The 19,623-nt window shown below is 53.2% G+C and carries 21 protein-coding genes; 16 read left to right on the forward strand and 5 right to left on the reverse strand.

Annotated features, from left to right (window positions below):
* The first annotated feature begins 34 nt into the window (after nt 1–34).
* Together ACJU26_RS09105 and ACJU26_RS09110 are read left to right on the forward strand one after the other, a co-directional pair.
* Entirely contained in the window at nt 35–3,109 is a 3,075-nt protein-coding gene (locus ACJU26_RS09105; RefSeq protein ID WP_414039375.1) for a conjugal transfer protein TraG N-terminal domain-containing protein, read from the forward strand.
* Between the two features lie 27 nt (nt 3,110–3,136).
* The gene (locus ACJU26_RS09110; protein ID WP_414039376.1) at nt 3,137–3,487 is read left to right on the forward strand and encodes a hypothetical protein; all 351 of its coding nucleotides are present in this window, start codon (nt 3,137–3,139) and stop codon (nt 3,485–3,487) included.
* Between the two features lie 14 nt (nt 3,488–3,501).
* Here the strand turns inward: ACJU26_RS09110 and ACJU26_RS09115 are convergent, their stop codons facing one another.
* Together ACJU26_RS09115 and ACJU26_RS09120 are read right to left on the reverse strand one after the other, a co-directional pair.
* On the reverse strand, nt 3,502–4,359 hold the full coding sequence (locus tag ACJU26_RS09115) for a hypothetical protein (protein WP_414039377.1): 858 nt from the start codon (nt 4,357–4,359) through the stop codon (nt 3,502–3,504).
* A gap of 17 nt (nt 4,360–4,376) precedes the next feature.
* Nucleotides 4,377–4,610: a hypothetical protein gene (locus tag ACJU26_RS09120; protein WP_414039378.1), complete on the reverse strand. Its 234-nt coding sequence runs from the start codon at nt 4,608–4,610 to the stop codon at nt 4,377–4,379.
* A gap of 816 nt (nt 4,611–5,426) precedes the next feature.
* On the opposite strand from ACJU26_RS09120, the gene ACJU26_RS09125 reads away from it, so the two are divergent.
* Together ACJU26_RS09125 and ACJU26_RS09130 are read left to right on the forward strand one after the other, a co-directional pair.
* Nucleotides 5,427–5,903, forward strand: a complete 477-nt coding sequence (locus ACJU26_RS09125) for a hypothetical protein (RefSeq protein ID WP_414039379.1) — start codon at nt 5,427–5,429, stop codon at nt 5,901–5,903.
* 95 nt (nt 5,904–5,998) lie between these two features.
* Nucleotides 5,999–6,424, forward strand: coding sequence for a hypothetical protein (locus ACJU26_RS09130; protein ID WP_414039380.1), 426 nt, complete (start codon nt 5,999–6,001; stop codon nt 6,422–6,424).
* On the opposite strand, the gene ACJU26_RS09135 is transcribed toward ACJU26_RS09130, so the two are convergent.
* Nucleotides 6,421–6,885, reverse strand: coding sequence for a hypothetical protein (locus ACJU26_RS09135; RefSeq protein ID WP_414039381.1), 465 nt, complete (start codon nt 6,883–6,885; stop codon nt 6,421–6,423). The two genes, ACJU26_RS09130 and ACJU26_RS09135, sit on opposite strands and share 4 nt — an antisense overlap.
* 157 nt (nt 6,886–7,042) lie before the next feature.
* Here ACJU26_RS09135 and ACJU26_RS09140 point away from each other — a divergent pair, with 157 nt between their 5' ends.
* Nucleotides 7,043–8,131: a hypothetical protein gene (locus ACJU26_RS09140; protein ID WP_414039382.1), complete on the forward strand. Its 1,089-nt coding sequence runs from the start codon at nt 7,043–7,045 to the stop codon at nt 8,129–8,131.
* A gap of 141 nt (nt 8,132–8,272) precedes the next feature.
* Nucleotides 8,273–8,665, forward strand: a complete 393-nt coding sequence (locus tag ACJU26_RS09145) for a phosphate-starvation-inducible PsiE family protein (protein ID WP_414039383.1) — start codon at nt 8,273–8,275, stop codon at nt 8,663–8,665.
* A gap of 31 nt (nt 8,666–8,696) precedes the next feature.
* On the opposite strand, the gene ACJU26_RS09150 is transcribed toward ACJU26_RS09145, so the two are convergent.
* Nucleotides 8,697–8,948 (reverse strand): hypothetical protein, encoded by a 252-nt coding sequence (locus ACJU26_RS09150; protein WP_414039384.1) that lies wholly within the window; start codon nt 8,946–8,948, stop codon nt 8,697–8,699.
* Between the two features lie 140 nt (nt 8,949–9,088).
* Nucleotides 9,089–10,453 (reverse strand): RNA-guided endonuclease InsQ/TnpB family protein, encoded by a 1,365-nt coding sequence (locus ACJU26_RS09155; protein WP_414039385.1) that lies wholly within the window; start codon nt 10,451–10,453, stop codon nt 9,089–9,091.
* Nucleotides 10,454–10,994: 541 nt separating this feature from the next.
* Between ACJU26_RS09155 and ACJU26_RS09160 the strand changes: the two genes are divergently transcribed.
* From ACJU26_RS09160 to ACJU26_RS09205, 10 genes are all read left to right on the forward strand, one after another.
* Entirely contained in the window at nt 10,995–11,546 is a 552-nt protein-coding gene (locus ACJU26_RS09160) for a hypothetical protein (RefSeq protein ID WP_414039386.1), read from the forward strand.
* A gap of 11 nt (nt 11,547–11,557) precedes the next feature.
* Complete coding sequence (locus ACJU26_RS09165; protein ID WP_414039387.1) at nt 11,558–12,289, forward strand: hypothetical protein; 732 nt, start codon at nt 11,558–11,560, stop codon at nt 12,287–12,289.
* Between the two features lie 99 nt (nt 12,290–12,388).
* Complete coding sequence (locus ACJU26_RS09170) at nt 12,389–12,697, forward strand: hypothetical protein (protein ID WP_414039388.1); 309 nt, start codon at nt 12,389–12,391, stop codon at nt 12,695–12,697.
* Between the two features lie 5 nt (nt 12,698–12,702).
* Nucleotides 12,703–13,224 carry a lytic transglycosylase domain-containing protein gene (locus tag ACJU26_RS09175; RefSeq protein WP_414039389.1) on the forward strand — a complete coding sequence of 174 codons (522 nt, stop codon included), beginning with the start codon at nt 12,703–12,705 and terminating at the stop codon, nt 13,222–13,224.
* Nucleotides 13,225–13,293: 69 nt separating this feature from the next.
* Nucleotides 13,294–14,088, forward strand: a complete 795-nt coding sequence (gene dsbG / locus ACJU26_RS09180) for a thiol:disulfide interchange protein DsbG (RefSeq protein WP_414039390.1) — start codon at nt 13,294–13,296, stop codon at nt 14,086–14,088.
* 2 nt (nt 14,089–14,090) lie between these two features.
* Complete coding sequence (locus tag ACJU26_RS09185; protein ID WP_414039391.1) at nt 14,091–14,597, forward strand: hypothetical protein; 507 nt, start codon at nt 14,091–14,093, stop codon at nt 14,595–14,597.
* Between the two features lie 103 nt (nt 14,598–14,700).
* Entirely contained in the window at nt 14,701–15,354 is a 654-nt protein-coding gene (locus ACJU26_RS09190) for a S26 family signal peptidase (protein ID WP_414039392.1), read from the forward strand.
* A 1-nt stretch (nt 15,355) separates the two neighbouring features.
* Entirely contained in the window at nt 15,356–16,402 is a 1,047-nt protein-coding gene (gene traF, locus ACJU26_RS09195) for a conjugal transfer protein TraF (protein WP_414039393.1), read from the forward strand.
* An 87-nt stretch (nt 16,403–16,489) separates the two neighbouring features.
* Complete coding sequence (locus tag ACJU26_RS09200) at nt 16,490–16,702, forward strand: hypothetical protein (protein ID WP_414039394.1); 213 nt, start codon at nt 16,490–16,492, stop codon at nt 16,700–16,702.
* The gene (locus tag ACJU26_RS09205; RefSeq protein ID WP_414039395.1) at nt 16,702–19,617 is read left to right on the forward strand and encodes a DNA polymerase; all 2,916 of its coding nucleotides are present in this window, start codon (nt 16,702–16,704) and stop codon (nt 19,615–19,617) included. The genes ACJU26_RS09200 and ACJU26_RS09205 overlap by 1 nt, the downstream gene beginning before the upstream one ends.
* Nucleotides 19,618–19,623: the final 6 nt, after the last annotated feature.

The raw sequence follows: 19,623 nt of genomic DNA on the forward strand, positions 1-19,623 counted from the left end.
GGGTTATTCCTCCAGTGGGGCATTCAATCCGCACATGTACAATGCCTGGAACATTTATGCGTTCGGGGATGCTTCGGTCATTGTAAATATCCTCGACAGCATTTCGGCCATGGTGTCTTCTTCGGAATATCATGAAGCCCTGTTGTTCGTGGCCATGTTGGCGTTCATCGGCATGGCGGTGGTGGCGAGTATTTCCGGAACGATGAATGGCATGGGTATCAAGCTTGTTCTGATGTTCATTGGGTTTGTCTTTCTCATCGATGTGGGTTTCAACGATACCGTCAATGTCAACGTGATATCCGCCCTGGGGTATCCGGGTGGCGCCTCTTCGTCATCGGGCACGACTCCCGGACAGAACTACGGCAGTACCATGGCGATAGGGGACATTCCATTCATTGTCGGTGTGCCGGAATCCGTCATTACCACTTTTGGACATGAACTCACGAAAATGATACAGACCAACATGAGTCTGCCGGGATATAAGCACATATCCGATTCCGGCCTGGGGGTGGCGGACGGCGGTTTCAATCTGGCGAATTCCCTGATAAACGCCGAGACCAAAATGCAGGTGGTGAACCCGTATTTCTCGGAGACATTATCGGCATTTGCACAGAACTGTGTGATGCCGTCCATTGCCGGAGGCTGGGTCAGTCCGAACATCATTGCCACATCCACGGATTTGTTCCCGACCGATGGGGCGCCCGGCAGCTATAGCGCGGTAAACCCGGCGTTGAATACTTTCGTGTACAACAGTGAGTATCCCAAAGGGGCCATGGTTCCCTGCGCCCCGGCCATCGGCACCAAACCATCCACCCAGACGACATCCGCGTCCACGCCCGGGAATGCTTATAATTACATCGCCTGGTATCTGCATAACAAGGTGTCCATCACCGGGATGAACCCGGGGGCGCTGGGGATACAGTCCTTTTCCAAAACGGGTGCCGACTCCTGGCTGTCCACGGTGGATACGGCGGCGAACAGTGTGCTGCTCGGAAGTGGCAGTGACTCCTCGGCGAACGACATCATGCAGGCCGCGGCCATCAACGGCATGAATCCCGCCCTGCGCGCGGCCGCCGCGATGTCCGGAGGCAGCGCGAACATGATGGATATCGCCGTGGCCCAGGGCAAGCAGCAGATGGTTTCCGGATGGGCCACCGCAGCGGCCATCTTCAAGGAGATGACGGGGTACCTGTACGCGATACTGCAAGCCCTGGTACTCGCGATGGCGCCGCTCGTGATTCTCGCGATGTTCATCCCCGGAACCGGCGTGAAACTCGTCGGCTCCTATTTGCAAGTCGCGGTCTGGCTGGCCCTGTGGCAGCCGTTGCTCGCCATCGTCAACTACATCGTGCTGCTGTATTCCGTGGCGCAATCCGGGACGATTCTCCAGGGTTCCAGCGGCTTCACGATGGAGAACCTGCCCGTCGTGTCCGAATTCACGTCCCGAATGATTCTCGCCGGGAGTTTCATGGCGACCATGGTCCCCCTGTTCGCCTGGGGGATGGTGAAAGGCGGCATGGCAGTAACCGACATGATTACCCGCGGACTCGGACAAAGCATCCTGTCGCAGGCCGGCACAACCGCGGCAACCGGAAACGTCACGCTCGGAAACGAATCCTGGGATGACGACACGATTGACCAGAATATGCTGATGCCCAAGTATTCTGTGGGCTATGGGATGGTGAACAGTACTGTGGACGGGAACGGAATTACCGCCATATCCGAATTGGGCGGTACCGGTTTGGCACGTGCTGGACAACGCGATACGATGGCTCAAACGATACAGCAAAGAAAAGATTACGCCATAGACATGGCCAAATCCGGCTCATTCGTTCAAAGTGCGGCATTTAATGCCCAGCGGGCCGCCGAAGAAGTTGGCGAAGTCAGAAAGCAGCAACAGATAGGTACGACCAATGATTTCAGTAGTGGTCATAATACCAGTTCTGGGCGACATTCCAATCTGAACGAAGGAGCTCGTTATCAGACGAGTACTGGTCATACCCAGACGGCAGGTGCGTCTACGGCAAAGACGCACGAATCTGGGAGTGGAACCAAATATCAGGCTGGGTTGGACTTGGGGGATGTTATCACATTAGCTACAGCCGTTGGGGCATTGGCTATCACAAAAAACCCAGAGGCTTTTGCATCCTTTTTGGGGCGTGGTGGCGTAGCAGCCGCCACCGGAACAGCCGCCGCCGGAACAGCGGCCACAGGGGCCGGTGCTGGCGTGACTACGGCTCTTGTTGCTGGCTCTGCCGGTGCGTTACTGACGCGGGGAGATGACGTTAGCGACTCACTCAATAGCGGAAATAAAGCGGTACGTGGAACCGGAACCGGCTTGGAAAACAAGTCCAGTGTAAGTAATGGCAATGAATCTGCTGGGGGGTTACAGTCGCAAGCTCAGAATATATACCAGGCCATTCACACCTTGAAAGGGATTCTCAATAATAATTCCGGCTACAGCGGTGCGCAAAGAGCCACGTTACAGAACGCATACAATCATTTGATAACTGCACAACATGACTTACGGGAAGCCAAAAAGTATCAAGAAATGGCTTCCGAATCCGAGGGGCTGACTATAAATCAACCTGTTGCTTGGGGGACTGGTGTGGGTTTGGCCAGTACGGGTAATGTAAATTTGCAACGGCATCTGATGGGCACCGGAGCATCATTAAGCAATTCTGCGGCTCCCGGGTTCAATCCCAGTAATGTTAATGGGTTGGTACATCAAGTTACCGCTGCACAGCAACGCAGGAAAGCACTCATGCAGAAAGTGCTTGGTAAAACCGTGCCCGCCAAAGCGGCAGCAGATAAAGCGTGGAATGCCGCCAGCCCCTATATCGGGGGAAATAATTTACAAGGCGGCAGCGGGTATACGGGAGCTGTAACTCGATATACGAAGACAGAAGCGGGTAATGCGGCGGCATATGATAACCAACAAGCTGAATTATATAGGGAGCGAGAGCATAATACAGCACTTTACGACACACCGCTGGCCCCATCAAAAGCCAATGCGGCTGCGTTAGCCAAAATCGATAAACAACGGAAAAAATCAATACTAGAGCGGCAGCTTGACTCAGACAACCCATTAACCAATCTTGGTTACTAAACAACCACAATAAAGGAATGGCAGCCTATGGATTATACGCAACAAGTTGGTTTCTTTCTTTCTAAACTTTGGCGATTTGGACCGCTATATGCCTTTTTACCGTTAGCGGCTCAAAGTTTGATATTGGATATCCCATTCACCTTGGAGGATTCGGCGGGTAATGTACTTATGGCCTATAATGGTGAAGAAGTTACTGGAAATGATGAATATTTGAGTTTACTGGAAGAATGTATCAAGGTATTAAATAATGACTTCGTAGAGTTGATAAGAACAATGCAAGTTATGGATATCGAGTTTCAAGAAAAGGAAGAGGCATTCGAAGAATATGCACGAGAGATTAACGGAAACAACACAAACGAAAACCCCACAAAACAGTGAGGTTTTGAAAGTTCTCAGGAATTCAGGGTCTGTTTGTTTTGTTTCCCCGGGTTACGCTTTTTTATTTCCAACAAAGGAAACTCGCGTTCCTTTTTAGGCAGAAAAAAACCAATAATAGGGGGGACCACAAAAAGAACAACCCCCAGCCAAAAATCATCCACCACATTGGGATGATTTGACCAATCTCTCGTGAACAGGTAACTCCACGACAATATTGCCGTGAGTGCCCCACCTATCATGGTGAGCCAAATTATAAAGGCGATTTTCGGGTTCACCATTTCTATCTTCAACGAAATTCTCCTCTTCTGACTAAGCACATCGTCATTTACCGGAGAATTCGAATTGGCAACCCGTCCCAGCCAGTCCCAGCATCTGGCGGCCTGCACGGCATATTGTGCCTTATCGTGTATTGTTTTCAGTCCGCTGCCGTCACCATGCACCACCGCGTTCCGCACCGTGGCAATCCAGCGCAATGCCGACACGAGCTGTTCGGGTAGCTGGTGTTCATGGTTGCTGACGTACGTATGCAGCCCTTTGCCGTCCGCGTTCAGCTTTTCCCGGAACACGGATTCCAGGGCTTTCGACGCTTCCAGCACCAGGTCATTTTCCGAGGCGCGTTCTGAGAGCACCCGCAGTACGAGTGTCCCCAGCGGGTTCCCCGCCGTCAGCCCGAGTTTCTCGTTCCAGTCATTAACGGCATATTCACTGGAATCCATCGCATCGAGAACGACCGATGCCCGCTTCGTGGCGGTGGTATCCGACATCTTGCCGACATCGGAGGTAACGTAGTAAGCGAGAGTCTGCGCCCAGTCAGCGACGGGTGCCGTTTGGTTTTCTGTAGGCGTGAAGACGGATTCTGCGGATGTGCTCATGGTTTATCCCTGATAATTTAGAATTCATCAAAACCGGAGGGGTTACCCAGGATATCCATGCCCGAGTCCGCCATGACGGGATATCCGGTAGCCGGGTTGACATCACTATCGGAATCCTCGAAGTCATCCCGGAAATTCCGCCCTGCCCTGGGCTCCCGCACCGCAAACACGGCATCATCCACCGTATCCACCGGCGGCAACAGGTGAATCCCGGAGCCGGATTTTTGAACGACAGATTCCAGTAGCTTCATTTTCAACCCCTTTTTCTCGGTTAAGTCATTGTCTCGCATCTCCTTTACCGCACTATTAACACGTTGTATCCCGAAATTCAAGCTTCGTTCTGATTATATTCCGATACGCTTATGGTGTTTTAGGACACCCAGTTCTATGGAAAGTTCAGTTCTGTCTGTTACCGAAGTTTTCATATTTACCAAGTTTAGAGGATTTCCAGATGTTGTCAAGTCGGTGCCCCAGCGTCAATTTTCGGATTCCGGTAATTTAGGATAAAGGATAAAGGAAAATGGCGTGCCCCCAACATTAGACTATACAGACTGTTTCTCGCGATACATTTTTTTCACGGCTGGCATTATGATAGCGGTTTGGTGGTTATCCGTCGTACCGCATATCCCTTGGGGTGTATTCAGCCTGTTGGCGGTGACGTTCGTCCTTGTCGTTTCTACCGTGGTGGCATGGCTGTGCTATAGAAAAATACGGAATAACAGAATAGGCCATCCTGAGTTGTTCCGCCAGAAACATCTTTGGGAAGTCTTGCCGTTTGGATTCGTCGCGTTAATTGTGGGTTTTTGTTCCACTGTGGGCGCTGTTTTCGCTTTTGCATAGTAACCCGTGGGGAAATCATCAGGTGGGGATGTTGTGCATCCACCAAACGGTTAACGGAAACATAATCACCATCGGAATCAATCCCACGAGAAGATATATGCTTTCGGAATCATTTCGTTTGCGAAACCACGATATCCCCAAGAGAACCAGAGGACTGAGTCCCCACCAAATCCAATGTGTTTCTAAGTTCGCAAAAATGCCCTCGCTATGTTTCTGGTACTATCGTTGTGTATCTTTTTGCGTTGTCTGCTTTTGTCGTAATGGGAATTTATTGGTTCCTCAGGGCCGGACAGGATGGCGTCCCTCTTCTTTCACGCAAATTGGCACATCCGGTTTTGGAGCAGTTTCGCCTGGACCCGCGTATCACGCAGTTAGGCAGTCGAACAGATATCGAGTGGGAAACGCCAGCCTGGTGGTTATATTCCGCTAAACGCGGCGTTTTTTTGGGGAAAGTAGGGCGAATGTGCTTCAGGTTCCGATGGATTCTGCCGATTTTCGTGTTTCTCGTGGCAGTGCTTTCATGGACGCATCTGGTAATGCCCAGTTGGTCATTGGCGTTTTCTTGGGGAATAGCCACGATTTGGTTCCTGTCCGGTTGGAGTCTCCCGCTCGATGCTCTGGTGAAATTGGGCAACTGGGATGGAGCGAACGGCAAGAGTAACATCAGCTTTCCATTGGTCGTGTTGATGGAAGACCTCAGTTAAACTGGGATATATCGGGTTTGCGCTCTAATTTCTCATTTCCGGTAATAGCCATATGGGCGGTGGCTAGTAACTTGACATAGAAAGGAGATGCGGGAATGGGTGCCACCCCAGCAGGTCGTATTGGTTTCCCGCGCAAATTGATGAAAACCAGATATCCTGTTTTTTTCGAAACCATAGCCTCTTTTCTGGGGATTCTCATCGGCACATTCACGGCTTTCTTCGTCGTATGGAAAACTTCGGTCGCGGTCCTGATGGTCACTATCGGGAGCTTGGTGGTCATTCTTCTTATAGCAACAATATGCGCACTGGTCGTTCCCGAGCGAGAAAGAAAGGCGGGAATTCTGTCGATAACTGTGCTTGGTTTACATAGGATATGGGATAGGGCTATGGCTTGGTCCATGCAGAACGGGAATGATTGTACGGGTATTCAAATTGTCGGCACTCTGTTGACAATTTCATTTTTCACTTTTGTCTTCATCGTAATGATTATTACGGCGTATCCATATTCGGGGACACCTTAAAAACGATAGGATGCTTCGGTTGGCGAGACTATCGAATCCTGGTATAACGGATAATAGTGATACATCCATAACCAGCCTATTGTCAAACTACATCCGAGGATGATTGTAATCAAGACTGGAACCCATTTGTTTTGTGAAAATGCACTAGAAAAAAATGAAAACAAACTAAGTGCCACAGCCGGGATAATACCCCATATTACCCAATGATTTTGTATATGACTGAACAGGTTAATCAACGGCAAATTGTTGATGCCGTTGATAATCCCGTGACCCGCATGCGTGGTATAATTTCGGATATCACGCAACCAGAGGCCAAACGCCATGGTTGCAATGCCTGGCCAGACATCCAGCCATTTTCTATAAATACCAAACCCCACTATGAAGATAAAGAACCCCGTAACCAAAAGGACCCAGCCGAGCATGGGAAACAACTGGAACACCAACCAGTGAACAATATCCAATTTACTGCCTCCCTGTAAACACGAAATTTTTCTTCTGGTCAATATACATCAAAGAATCGTTCAGGTTCAACTGGTTTCCTGTTCCGTCTCCCGAATATTCACTCTCCGGTAACTCCCCTGCGGCAATGTCGCCGTGTGTTTATCAGGAGAGAACGTCATGTGTCTCATCATTGTAACAAAAACCCCATCAAAAATTACCCGGGCCATTTGCAAGTCGGCCCAGGAGAATAATGGAGATGGTGTGGGTGTCATGTGGTACGACGTCCACGGGAAGCTGTATACAAAGAAGTGGATGAACGTGCCACTCAAGAAATGGTGGCCGGAATGGCGAGAAATCTGTCAACGGGCTGAGGCTGCCGGTTCCGAACTGGCTGTCCACTGGCGGATGGCCACCCACGGTAAGACCAATGAAGCCATGTGTCATCCGTATCGTATTCAGGCGGGTGATGGTGTGGTGGAGATGATGCACAATGGCATCATCTCCGGGTACGGGAAAAAGAAACCCAAGGTGAATTCCAAGCAGAAATCGTTACCTTTGGGCTGGACACTGGAGGAGGACGAATACTCGGACACCTACGAGTATGCGCGGATGGTGGAGAGTATTCTGGCCGATGGCGGAAAACGTCTGGTGTCCAACATCGCTTTCCGTAATCTGTTGGGCGAGGATATTACTTCCCGCAACAAGCTGGTGTTCGGTTTTGATGGGAATCCGGACAAGGTTTTCTACAAGTCCAATGCATCCGCAGGTGTGGAATATGCCGGGCACTGGTTTTCCAACACCTATGCCTGGGACTGTGAAGCCTTGACGGGAGGGGCCTTGAAAGACACCTCGTGGCGTTCCATGACCTATGGTGGATGGAATTATGGGAACACCTGGTCCTCTTCGAATGCGCCAGAAACGCAAACGGTTTCCGCTCGCCAGACAACCGTCATGACGTATGATGACGTGGTGGATGCGGACGCGAGCTGGTTCGGGATTCCGTGGGAGGATATCCGATGCGCGGATGATGATACGTTGTATGACATATCCGAATTCGTGTACAACGAGGTGATGAGTCTCGTGTATGTCGACCCGGAAAGGGTGGTGGACGCCTTGTCCACAATATCGGTTTTCGATGACGTGCGATTGGAACGTTTGGCATCCACCATCCTGGACAATCATCAAAGGGGGCTGGAATACCGGGGACTTCTCCAGCAGAATGCATCCGGCATCGCCGAGGTTCTCGCCGGGATAATATACGAATAATAGTTGGTTTGGTTTTGACAACCGCCCTTTCCGGGCGGTTTTTTATGGGCGATTTCCGGTTTTATCAATGGAGTATTCCGAATATTTCGTTTCCCGTAATACCACGGCGGCAATATTACCGCGAGTTATCGGGAGGTTCAGATGCCGGAAAGAAAACACTTCATTTTGCGGGGATTTGCGTATGCTTTGGCCCTCGCCAGTGCGTTTGCCATCCTGGTGGTGCTGTTGCACATTGCGGTGTCCGGATACGACCTGCTCATATCCGGACACCTGTTTTCCGCGAAACGGCTGGTGGAGAACATCCTGGACGGTTTTGTGCTCATCGAACTGTTCCGCAGTTTTGTCGACTATATCGATTACGAGAAATTGCATATCTCGTTATTGTTGGAAACCGGCCTGGTTTTCGTTCTGCGCGAAATGGCTTCCAACCTCTATCTGGGGCACATTCATTTCACCACCATGCTGGGTTATTCCGCGCTCATCCTCGCGCTGCTGCTGGCCAGAAAACTGGCGTGTCTGGAAGATTGCGCCTGATTGCGCCATGCCCGCATTTGCGGGCTTTTTTTTAAACGCCGCCCAGATACTTGAATTCGATGGACCCGCATTTCTGGCAGATGAACAGTTCCGTGGACAGCTTTTTCTCAAAAGCCTCGTTGGCTTCCTGGCCCAGTTGTCCGCCAAAGAAGTCCAGCGCCGCGGCCTTTATGCCGGTAATTCCGCCCAACCGTATGCCGTGTTGTCCGGCGAACGTCATGACGTTACCGCACCGGCAGGTGGGTTCCGGATATTGTTGCTGACTGGCGTTTTTTCCAAACATGCTTTTCCCCCTTGTCAATGGATGATGGATTCATGCTTTCCCTCTTACCGGAATATGAAAATTGTCGATTTTCCGAATATCCGCTTTCCGGTAAAGTCTCTTGAGGTACGGCCTCGTGCTATGAACTACTCCCGCCAAACTTACGTTATGGCGTGAGTTTTGTGCTTCATCGCGGCGAAACCTCCACCGCTCCACACCTCGGACGGTTCCCGCCCGGAGCCGGACTCACCGGCTAATCTCGTTTCCAGCCAACGCAAGAGCACCAATGCCGCATTCTCATCACGGCCACAGGTGGTGCCGCAGTGCGGGCACTGGTGCCGTCTGTCGGAGAGTTTTTTCCGCTCATCCGGCAACTTCCAGCACGCATGGCAGCGTTGCGTGGGTTTCAATTGTCGCGTCGGCGCTTCCTCATACCATGACCCAGCCTCTTCCGCTTTGGTCCTGGTCATTTTGAGGAACGCACTCGGCGCGGCCGCATGAATCTCTCGATGCAATCCTTTCTTTCGTGCGCCGCCGTCGCGCACCATATCCAGTATCTCCGTGGCCAGCGCACCAAAGCGGCTTATCAGCCAGGCACTCGTCTGATGCAGAAAGTCCTTACGACTCCGGGCGATTTTGGCGTGCAGGCAGGCCAGATGCTGTATCGCACGGCGCAGACTCGCGGACACGGGAAATCCCTTCTTCTTCCCGCTGATTTGCTGCGCCGTGCGTATCTTGCGGGAAACTTCCTGCCCCAGACGCTTGAGTTCCGCAAGCTGGTTGCGCAAATGACGCGGATTCGCGACGGTTTCCATCCCATTCGGAGTAACGATGGTGAGGTAATCGGCGAGTCCCCAGTCGAAGGCGCCGATGTCCGTGCCGCGTTCCCGGTGGACGGATTCTATTTCCAGCGTCACGGAGGCATACCATCTCCCGGCCTTGTGCAGAACCTCGCAAGTCACCGGTTTACCCGCCGTTCTGGGTTTGCCGCGAATGGGGATATTGCCTAAGGATTGCAGGTACAAAGAGCCGTGTTTTCCCGACTCGCCCATGTGCAGTTTCCATCCATCGCCGTTGGTCTTGTATCCCCATCCAGGATAGCGATGGATGTTTTTGAATCGCGGGAAACCCGGCGTTTCGCCGTTCTTCACCCGCCGGAAGAAGTGCTGAAAGGCCAGGTGCAGACGCTTGAGCGTCACCTGTTCCGATTGAGCGTTCAACGCGGCCAAGGCAGGAACCGCTTTGCGCCATTGGGTAAGCACCTTGCATTGGTCCGCAAACGACAATCCCTTGCCGGTTTCCCGGTACACGCGGATGCGTTCTTCCAGCGCCGTGTTATACAAGCGCTGATGCAATCCGAGCATTTCTTGCAAGCGTTCCGCTTGCCCGGCGCTGGGATATAACCGATACGTCACCTTACGATAAACCATACCCCTATTACCGGAGTCTCCCAATTGGCGCCGCTGCGACGCTTTCTGGCAGGCGGCTTCCAGATGCACCAGAGCCGCTTCCATAATCGACCACATCCATCCCAAATCCAAGGGAAACCCCTGGTTAATGGTGAAACCACCAAATTCAGCGGTGGTTTCACCCCAATCCTTACACTTACAACGCTTTTCTCGGAAATGGCGATAACTTTTCAGTCATGGCGGGTTCCAATCATTGCTTTCCGGTAACGTCCTTGCGGCAATGTCGCCGGGTGTTATTTACTGAGGGAATAGTCGTGCTGTAGGGCGAGAAATCGTGGAAAGCCGGAAAAAATCTTTTTCGGGAAAACCGGGATTATCCCGGGAGTGTGGTGCTTGAGCTGTTTGCAAGTCCCTACGCCCGGGTTAATCCCCTCCACGTAGATGTGCTGCTGTACCTTGGTTGACTGCCCCTGAAAACAGTCTTGTGTTATCGAGCGGCCTCGCCCATTTGGCGAGGGTCCGGCCTGGATGCCGGGAAACACACGGATAGCTTTCTCCGATAATGAAGGCAGGTGGTTCAACACCCGACCCACAACGTCTGTTGTGGGTCTTCCCTTGTCCGGGGCATTTCGAATATCCAGTTTCCGGTAATCACTGCATGCTGAACTTTCTGAAATGGATATTCTGGCTGGTGGTGTTGGGGGTAGCGTTTTTTCTGAGCTATCTCATCTGGCACAATCTGGCCACCCGCGACGTGCGACATCATGCGGCAGAGATAGCGGGGAATGCGCAACTGGCGGTGGACGATGCGTTCGAGGCCGTGCTGTCGGCGCAATCCGGAATACCGCGAAATTTGCGGGACACACTGATGTCCGGGAGCACGGGAGACCCGTTCGACCGCAAACTTTCCCAATATGTGTTTACCGGCACTTCCCTGTCTTGCGGGCAGATTTATGTCAGCCGTGCGGCGATTTCCGGCAATGCTCCGGACGTGCATGTCATGGTCGGTACCCATTGTTCTCCGCGCATAACCCGTTATTTGCGACGGGCTCTGGCGGCAGAGGGGTTGTTACAGGTTTGGGGGTATCCCGGCCTGGATATTTCCACCCATGCGTGGAATCCCAGGAAACAGACCCTTTCCGGGTTGAAATCCCCTTTGAATCAGAATGTGCCGAATATCTGGATGAAGGATATCGAACAACTGTTCTAAAGGAATCAACAATGCCACATCAGGATTATCTGGGAGATTTTCGACAAACGCTGATATTCGGATTCATTCACTCGTTGCTGCCGAACGTGGCGGGGCTGGCGGTAGTTCTGTTTTTGGCGGCCATGCACACGCCTTACGCGTTGATTTCCGTTTTTCCGATATTGGCACTGGGATATGGCCTGTATCGAATAGCCCTGGCCCGAAATCGCCTGGGTCCGGCGCAGGTGCGGGAGATTCACCGGGACGAATTGTGGATGTCGGTACTGTTCCAGGCGAGTTTCGTGGGAATCATCAACGTGGGCTTTTATTTCCTGATGGGGTTGTTTTATGGAAACCCTTATTATTCGGTCTTGCCAACGGCAGGTTATGCCCTGGCCACGCCGTATTGGTGGTTCGAGATTCCGTTTTTCGCGTTGTGGGCGGCTTTGGACCTGGGTTCGAGTCCCCAGGGTAGCGTCATGGACTCTCTGCTGTTTCTTTCGGCGCACAAATCGTTGAGAAACAAACTCGTGGGATTGTTGTGGCTGCCGGTGATGCTGGCCGGGTGGTTGTTGCCCGCCAATCTGGTATTTCCCGTATTTGCCATTGTGTATTTGTGGGGTCCGGCTTTGGTTTTCGCGTGCTGGTTACATCCCGGAGACCACGATGGCACCCCCAGAAAAGCGCATTATTCGGTGGGTTTCTCTCCAAAATTCTCTTGGAACTCCCCGTTTTCATCATTCCGAATATGGAGATTTCAGTAATAAGGATACCGTAGGTAAAGATAGCTTGTTTTCAGACAAGGAATGCGGAGTCGGCAGCTATCCCGGCCCGGTTGAACCGGGTATCCGCGAAAGAGTGATATGCTAAATACATTCAACATTGTAGGCGACATCGTACGTTCAGAAATCCGGAAAACCGGCGCGGCCATGATTTGGGTGCGGGCTTCCGAGCGGGAAGAGGATGAAATTCGTGGTGCGGCCATTCCCAGTTTCTTTACGCCGATTATTGCCATTCGCATTCCGCGATATTTGCTGGAGAAAACGGCGCCGGAAGTTTTTGAAAAGGGAAAGAACATTTCTGTCACGGGGCGTCTCCAGGGGGTCAAGCGTATGGTGGACGGCCACGATTACTACATCGTGGAGGCACAGGCCGGTTTCATCAATGGTTGATTCCGGTGTTTCACGTACCGGAATTCGCCAAGGTTTGCGCCTATAAGGCCGCAAACAGGTATGGGGTCCCTTACGGTGAAATGTTGGGGATTCTGCATACCGAAGGTGGCGGTTATGACGTCATAGATTATGACAGTAATGGCACACAGGATTTGGGGTGGGCCCAAATCAACAGTGTGCATCTTCCATGGTTGCATCGGTATGGCATTACGCGAAATGTTTTGCTGACGCGTCCTTGTGTCAACATCAGTGTGGGCGCGTACATTCTTCGGGAAGCTTACGATGACACGGGAAACTGGTTCACGGCGGCGGAAGGTTATAATGCCGGGGTCCACAATCTGCCTGCGGGTTATGGATATGCGCAACGGGTATTTTCCGCCTGGCGTAATTATGCGGGAACATCCACAACCATTACCCGTCGCAAGCCGGTATTTTCTACGGGAATTCCGCAAGGTTCCCGATTGGTGCGGGTAAGCTTTCACCCATCACGGCCACACTTTATCGTTTTGAGCCCTCCGGCCAAATAGGGCTTTCCGGTAATGGAGTCGTACGATTTCACTTGTACCATCAATCAACTTTTCAAGGGAGCAAATAGCATGGTAAGCACAAGAAAACTGGTGGCCTCTCTGGCGTTGGCTTTTGTACCGGCGATAGCCACTGCGGCGGGATTGCATCCGCCGGCGATGCTCAATCGTTTCGTCCGCATGTCGCACGGGAAGATTGAACACCAGTTCAAGACACCGGTTCCGGGAATGACCGGATGGTATATCACCTCTCCACAGGTAGGTCCCAAGGGGGCGGTGGTTTACACGGATGGGGGTTATGTGTTCATGGGTGCCCTGGTGACTCCGGAAGGGGCCAACCTGAGTGCGCTGTACACCCGCAAGTTCGCGCCCAAGCCCCGGGTGAACAAGGTGGTGGATGAACTGGCACACTCGAAGTACCTGATTGACTGGGGTAATCCCAAGGCTCCGGTACATATCTATGCGTTTGAAGACATGAATTGTATCTTCTGTCATCTTTTCGAGGTATCTGCCAAGCCTTATGTGCAATCGGGCGATGCCTATGTTCAGGTGGTTCCGGTAGCCTTTCTGAAACCATCCAGTCCGGGCAAGGCGGCGGCGGTACTTACCGCGAAGAATCGGGAAACGGCGTATGAGTACGATGAGAATCACTTCAACGAGCGGGCTGAAGAGGGGGGCATCAAGCCAGTTGCCGTTTCTCCGGCTATTCGTAAAGTGCTGGCGCATCACTGGAAGATGTTGACGAGCGACTTGGGGTTGAGCGGTACGCCGGGTATCCTTTATCGGTCTCATGGGCATTGGAAGGTAATGGATGGGTATAGCGCCACTTTGGTAGGGCACCTGGTGGCTGAGGCCAAGGGTCACTAATCATGTCGGTCAAATCCACCGTGGTTTCCGCTGTGTTGGGGGGCCTCATGGGGGCGGCGGCTTCCGTGGCCTATCTGCACTTCGTGGTTCCGGCCAATGAAGTTTATACCTTGAATGTTGCCCGTGTGGTGAATGCGGAACGCGTTATCCTGTCCAGGGGTGAGGCGCGAGGCCCGGCCAGTTTTTCGAGCGCCGAGACCGAGTTGTTTCGGGTCAACCACACCTTGCGCCGGATTACCGAAAGATACGCGCGGAACCATCTGGTGGTGGTGAAGCAGGCGATAGTGGGAGGCCCGTCCGTGGACATTACGGACCAGGTGTTGCGCAAGCTGGGGCTTCCCGTTGATGCGGCCCGGGTCAGCATGCGCAAACTGTTGGCGCAGGCTCCCACAGACGGTTACGCCCCGCTGGAAAACTACATGAACCAGCAGAAACTGATGGCTGCCCAAAAGGGGCGGCAACAGATAGAGCGGTTGAACCGGCAGAAAACGCTGAACGCGCTGCCCTGAACAAACAACAAGGATAGCCCAACACCAGGGAGAAGCCGGAACGGGTGGCTATCCCCACCTGGCCTTGCCGTCCGCAGTGGCCGGGTTTTCCGGTATACGTACCATGTCTTTATCGCTACAGGGTAGCGCAATTCATCGGGTCTGGAACCATCGTGCGGGCAAGCAGCTTATCGCACTCGTTGGTGGATTTTTTGTTTTCTGGGTGCTTTTTCATTTGTGCATGGCTTCCCCTTATCGGCTGTTGTACAACGACACGCGTTCCGAGCCGAGAGGCATCTATTTTCTGGAAGAATTTGCGTCATCGCATCCGGTGTTGCATCGTGGGGAGCGGATAGATTTTCGGTATGTTTGTCCGTTACTGGACGGTAAATGCGCCTTTTACCGTCAGGCCCCCTATAGAACGGGAAATCAGGCCATAAAGAAAGTGGGGGCCATTCCGGGGGACATACTCAATGTGGTGGGGAAGAATGTGTATGAGCGAGACCCACACGGCACGCGGTGGCACTTGCTGGGGCATCGTTACACCTATATTCCGGGATATTTACCGAAAACCCGCATTCTGACGTATGCGGAAAAGGATTGGCACGATTACACCATTCCGCCGGGATATTTCTACGGCATGTCCCAACGGGTCAAGGATTCCTTTGACAGCCGGTATTATGGTCTCGACAGGTATTCCCAACTGGTGGGACGGGTATTTCTCCTCTGGCATGTCAATCTGAACGGCATCTTCAACTGGTTGAACGGGTGGGTATAACTTGACTGCGCGTTGGATGGGTATCGGCATGTTCGCGGCACTGTGGATATTCCCGCCGCTGGCGTACGCCATACCCGTCTATGAACAGAATGCCGGCGTGGGATACTGGTTTTACCAGCATCACCCGAAAGCCCCCAAAACCTTGCTGACGATGACTCCGAAAACCGTTCCGCCGAAAACATCGAAACCGCCCTTGAAAAAACCGGTGAAGCCCGTAAAAAGGATACCGCCCTGTACCACCGCAGCCACCTGGACCCAGAAGTGCGGGTTCGTCACTCCGGACAGTTTCGCCATGCAGGCGAAGGAGCGCCACGTCCTGATTCGGTATATGGCCATGCATCCCGGAAAACCACGCGCGGTACTGAATGTGCAAAGATACACCAAGTGGGTGGTGAACCAGGCGTTGTATGCGGGCAACGTCTGGCGATTGAACATGGTGAACCACCCTTCCCTCTTCCCAAAGGCGCAAAGTCCCATTTCCGAATATGGCATCGACTTGTCGATGGACTGGAAGAAATTCAATCATCAGGCGGCCTGGGATGCCATTCGAAGGTTTCACGGGCAGCTCATCTTGTTCACCAAACAGAACTGCCAGTTCTGTCATGCGCAAGTGACCCCGCTCATCTGGTTTGAGCAGTCCACGCACTTTCCGGTGTGGGACGCGTCCATCAAGGGGCGATGCGATACCTGGTTCAAGAAAAAATGCATTCCGCCGAAAGAGTCCCGGTTGCCTGCGGAAATCCTGCACGTGAAGATAGTTCCGAGTCTGTTCCTGCATCTGCCGGGGAAAATATGGATTCGGGTCAGCGCGGGGCTCACCACGGGAGCCACACTGGAAAGTCGGTTGTACAACTTTTTCCTGTCCTGGCGCCTGGGGGTGGAGAAACACCTGAAAACCGACCTGGACGGGCTGCCCATGGACGAAAACCCGGAACAGCAGCCGGTAACCTCCTCCCAGGTGCTCAAGGTGCTGTTCGGGAAAACCCCCGCTCCGGCACAGTCCGGCACCGGTGCCCCCCATGAAACCCGGGCTACGTCGAAATCATGACCGGCCAATTCGACATTTCCGGTAAAAAGTATCCCGCCTGAGTTCAGGTGGGATATTTCATCTACGGCGCAAGCCAGGGAGTTGGAGATGTCGAAAAAAACAGTCTGGGTGGCCATTCATGCGGCTACCGGCGAATATCTGGGGCGGGTTCATCCCGGACAGGCGCGAAAACTCATGCGAAACCGTCACGCCTATACCTATCGCAAGGCACCCTACGCCATTCGTCTGGTACCCCATGTGCCGCTCTCGTCCATCGTCATACATCCGTCGGCATACCCCGACGATTTCGGACAACTTTGATGCGTATATCCAGTATATACACGGCGGGAATTGATTTCCGGGAATTGGAGAGGGTGCTTCCTCCGCTGAATTCCCTGGGGTGCTTGCCGTTGAAGCGGGTACTGCCGGAGTCGTCTCCGCGAAACGCCCTGGAGCAAACGGCATCTGATGAGCGGGATATTACCGTACCGGGAACCGCTTTGGTGTGTCTGCCGTTGTCCCGGCCCTTGTCGGAGCTGCCGTTACGGGATGCCATGGCGGAATCCGATGCGGGGGGCGTCACTCCGTCTGGAACAGCTCTGGTGGTAGTTCCCGAGGAGTCCCCTGGGACTCCAGCGGTGGGAGCTGCGGCCACGGACGCGGAATCTGAGCGTTTTCTGTCGGGACTTGCCGGGACTTCCGTGGTGTATGTGGATACGGAAACAACGGGGCTGACCCCGGATTCCAAGCCCGTACAAACGCGGTTGCGGGTTCCTGCGGATACCCGTTTGCGGTTGCGGGTTCTGACCTTGGGTTATGAATGCGGGGGAAAACTGGAAACCCGGGTTTTCGACCTCGACAAGGTGTCTGTGGAAACCACCCGCCATTTGTTGACCATGGTACTTCGGAAAAAGGTGTTGGTGGGGCACAACATCACGTTCGACCTGAACTGGATGCGACATACCTGTTTCCAGATAACCGGGGAAACGCCGGATTGTCCGGAATACGCCCTGGATACCCTGTTGTTGGTGCGGTTGATTCGTCCGAAGGTGAGTGCCTCCCGGGGTGGTTTCCGTTTGAATGACCTGTTTGAGGACATGTATACCGCTACCACACGACGGGATGCGGAGACATTGCTCGAAGACGGATGTGCCGCATCCCCATCCGGAGAGGATGACAACCCGGATACCGAGGAACGGGAGAACGATTCTTCGGCGAGTCGCTCTCTGGACAAGCAGTACCAGAAACCCGCCAACTGGGTGGTTCCGGATTTGAGTCCGGAAGCGTTGGCGTATGCGAAAATGGATGTGGTGGCCCTGCATGCGTGGCTGCGGTTTGCGGCAGACATTCAGGGTTCCGTGGCTGACTGGGTATTGCGTTTCGTGGATGCCCCCGTATCGACGTTACAGGCATTCGAATTCGCCAGTTATGACCAGACGGAGGATACCTGGAGCCGGGTGGATACCACCGTGTCCACCTGGTTGCAGATACCGCGTATCCTGTCCGACTGGTTTCTGCGTGGACAGCCGTTCTCGGAAAACGCGGTATTGGCCTATGAAGAGCAGGAAAAAATCCATCTGGAGGAATGCGTGACGCGGTTGTTGGACGCATACCCCGAACTCGCGGTGTATAGGGAGGATTTCCTGAACATGAATGCGGGCATCAGGGCTTCCCTGCGTCAATTCCTGGGAGAATTCCTGGAAGGTACGCTGAATGTCCGGGTTGCCAGAACCGAAAGAACCCAGGCTTACAAGATTGGCGTCAAGGACCTGCGGGGAGCGGAAATCACGCGTAATCCCGACGCTTTGGTGTTCTATCAGGAATGGAAGAGTATCAACGAAATCAAAAAGCTGGTGAAAATGGCCAAAACCTATTTGCGTTTCTCCCGGCGGGATGCCCGTATTCACCCGTTGTTTTCGCCGGCAACGGCCACCGCCCGCCTGTCCTGCTCCGAACCCAATATGCAGCAGGTGCCTGGAGAGAAAGTGTTCCGGGCATTCATCACGCGAGGCGAGGGACACAAGATTATCGCTTCTGACGTGTCGGCGCTGGATGTGCGGGTGGGTGCGGCATTGGCGGTACGGACGCAGCAGGAATTGCGTTTCAGCAAGACGGGTGATGGGTTGTCCACTCAGGAAAGAGTACAGGGAATCCTGAACGATTTCTGTCTTCATCCGAAAGAGATACGCCCATCTTCCCGGAGGTATTTGGAAGACGTATGGGATAAAGCCATAGGTAAGGCCAACAACCCGCGGAAACCCTATAGTTTGCAGACTTTGATACGGTACTCCGGGCAATACGACGAGAGGCTTCAGGGTATCCCGGAAGAGGATTCTCCGGATTTTCAGGATTCCCTGTACGATTTTCTGGATTCTCGCCGTGAACTGCAAGAAATGCGACTGGCGAACGCCTTGTGGAGCATTTATCACAATCTGGAGGAAGACGGCGCGTACTCCTCCTTGCGCGTGGCCTTCCGCGCCGGGGTGGACATTCATTCCTGGACTGCGGCCAAACTGCGTGGACTGGATGTTGCCGGGCGTTTCTCCGCGTGTGTCACTCCGGAAGATTATTCGCGGGAAAACGAAGCCTTGAAGGAGGAACTGGGCAGTTATCGCAAACTGGGGAAAGTGGCGAACCTGGGATTGCAGTATGGCATGGGCACGCAAGGGTTCCTGAATTATTGCAAGAAAAACTGGGATGTCCATTTCCTACCTGAAAATGCGGAAGCGATGTCCCCGGAGGAACAGCATCGGTACGCTTACCAGGAAGCCCTGAAATTGCGGCTGCAATGGTTCGACGCCTATCCGGAAGTGGAGTTGATGGTATTGCTGACCGAGTTTCAGAAACAGGCGTATGCTCTGGAACCGTGCCGGTTTCGCGAGAACGGGAAAGTCGTATCGCGGAACTGCCCCTTGTGGCGGACGCACACCTTGTCCGGACGTCCGCTCATCGCCACGTCGAAATTCACGGCGCTCAATTACCCCAACCAGGGTACCGGCAGCGATATTCTCATGAATGCCGTGGAGAGTTTGCGACAGTCCTACCCGGACACCTACGCTTGCACCATCAATCAGGTTCACGATGAATTGGTGATGGAAGCCCCTTCGGAGGTTGCGGAAACACATGCGGCACGACTGGAACAGGCCATCTTGGCATCGGGTGAACGTTTGCTGTCTCCCTATGGGGTTCCCATGAAGGTGGAAACCATCATCGCAGACTGCTGGCAAAAGGGTTGAGCCCAC

Origin of the sequence: Acidithiobacillus sp. M4-SHS-6 (assembly GCF_047421495.1) — a bacterium.
Taxonomy (GTDB): Bacteria; Pseudomonadota; Gammaproteobacteria; order Acidithiobacillales; family Acidithiobacillaceae; genus Acidithiobacillus.

Coding starts and splice junctions, on each gene's coding strand:
- ACJU26_RS09105 (WP_414039375.1), top strand. CDS start 35: ATGTACAATGCCTGGAACATTTATGCGTTCGGGGATGCTTCGGTCATT.
- ACJU26_RS09110 (WP_414039376.1), top strand. CDS start 3,137: ATGGATTATACGCAACAAGTTGGTTTCTTTCTTTCTAAACTTTGGCGA.
- ACJU26_RS09115 (WP_414039377.1), bottom strand. CDS start 4,359: ATGAGCACATCCGCAGAATCCGTCTTCACGCCTACAGAAAACCAAACG.
- ACJU26_RS09120 (WP_414039378.1), bottom strand. CDS start 4,610: ATGAAGCTACTGGAATCTGTCGTTCAAAAATCCGGCTCCGGGATTCAC.
- ACJU26_RS09130 (WP_414039380.1), top strand. CDS start 5,999: ATGGGTGCCACCCCAGCAGGTCGTATTGGTTTCCCGCGCAAATTGATG.
- ACJU26_RS09140 (WP_414039382.1), top strand. CDS start 7,043: ATGTGTCTCATCATTGTAACAAAAACCCCATCAAAAATTACCCGGGCC.
- ACJU26_RS09145 (WP_414039383.1), top strand. CDS start 8,273: ATGCCGGAAAGAAAACACTTCATTTTGCGGGGATTTGCGTATGCTTTG.
- ACJU26_RS09150 (WP_414039384.1), bottom strand. CDS start 8,948: ATGTTTGGAAAAAACGCCAGTCAGCAACAATATCCGGAACCCACCTGC.
- ACJU26_RS09155 (WP_414039385.1), bottom strand. CDS start 10,453: ATGTGGTCGATTATGGAAGCGGCTCTGGTGCATCTGGAAGCCGCCTGC.
- ACJU26_RS09160 (WP_414039386.1), top strand. CDS start 10,995: ATGCTGAACTTTCTGAAATGGATATTCTGGCTGGTGGTGTTGGGGGTA.
- ACJU26_RS09165 (WP_414039387.1), top strand. CDS start 11,558: ATGCCACATCAGGATTATCTGGGAGATTTTCGACAAACGCTGATATTC.
- ACJU26_RS09170 (WP_414039388.1), top strand. CDS start 12,389: ATGCTAAATACATTCAACATTGTAGGCGACATCGTACGTTCAGAAATC.
- dsbG (WP_414039390.1), top strand. CDS start 13,294: ATGGTAAGCACAAGAAAACTGGTGGCCTCTCTGGCGTTGGCTTTTGTA.
- ACJU26_RS09185 (WP_414039391.1), top strand. CDS start 14,091: ATGTCGGTCAAATCCACCGTGGTTTCCGCTGTGTTGGGGGGCCTCATG.
- ACJU26_RS09190 (WP_414039392.1), top strand. CDS start 14,701: ATGTCTTTATCGCTACAGGGTAGCGCAATTCATCGGGTCTGGAACCAT.
- ACJU26_RS09200 (WP_414039394.1), top strand. CDS start 16,490: ATGTCGAAAAAAACAGTCTGGGTGGCCATTCATGCGGCTACCGGCGAA.
- ACJU26_RS09205 (WP_414039395.1), top strand. CDS start 16,702: ATGCGTATATCCAGTATATACACGGCGGGAATTGATTTCCGGGAATTG.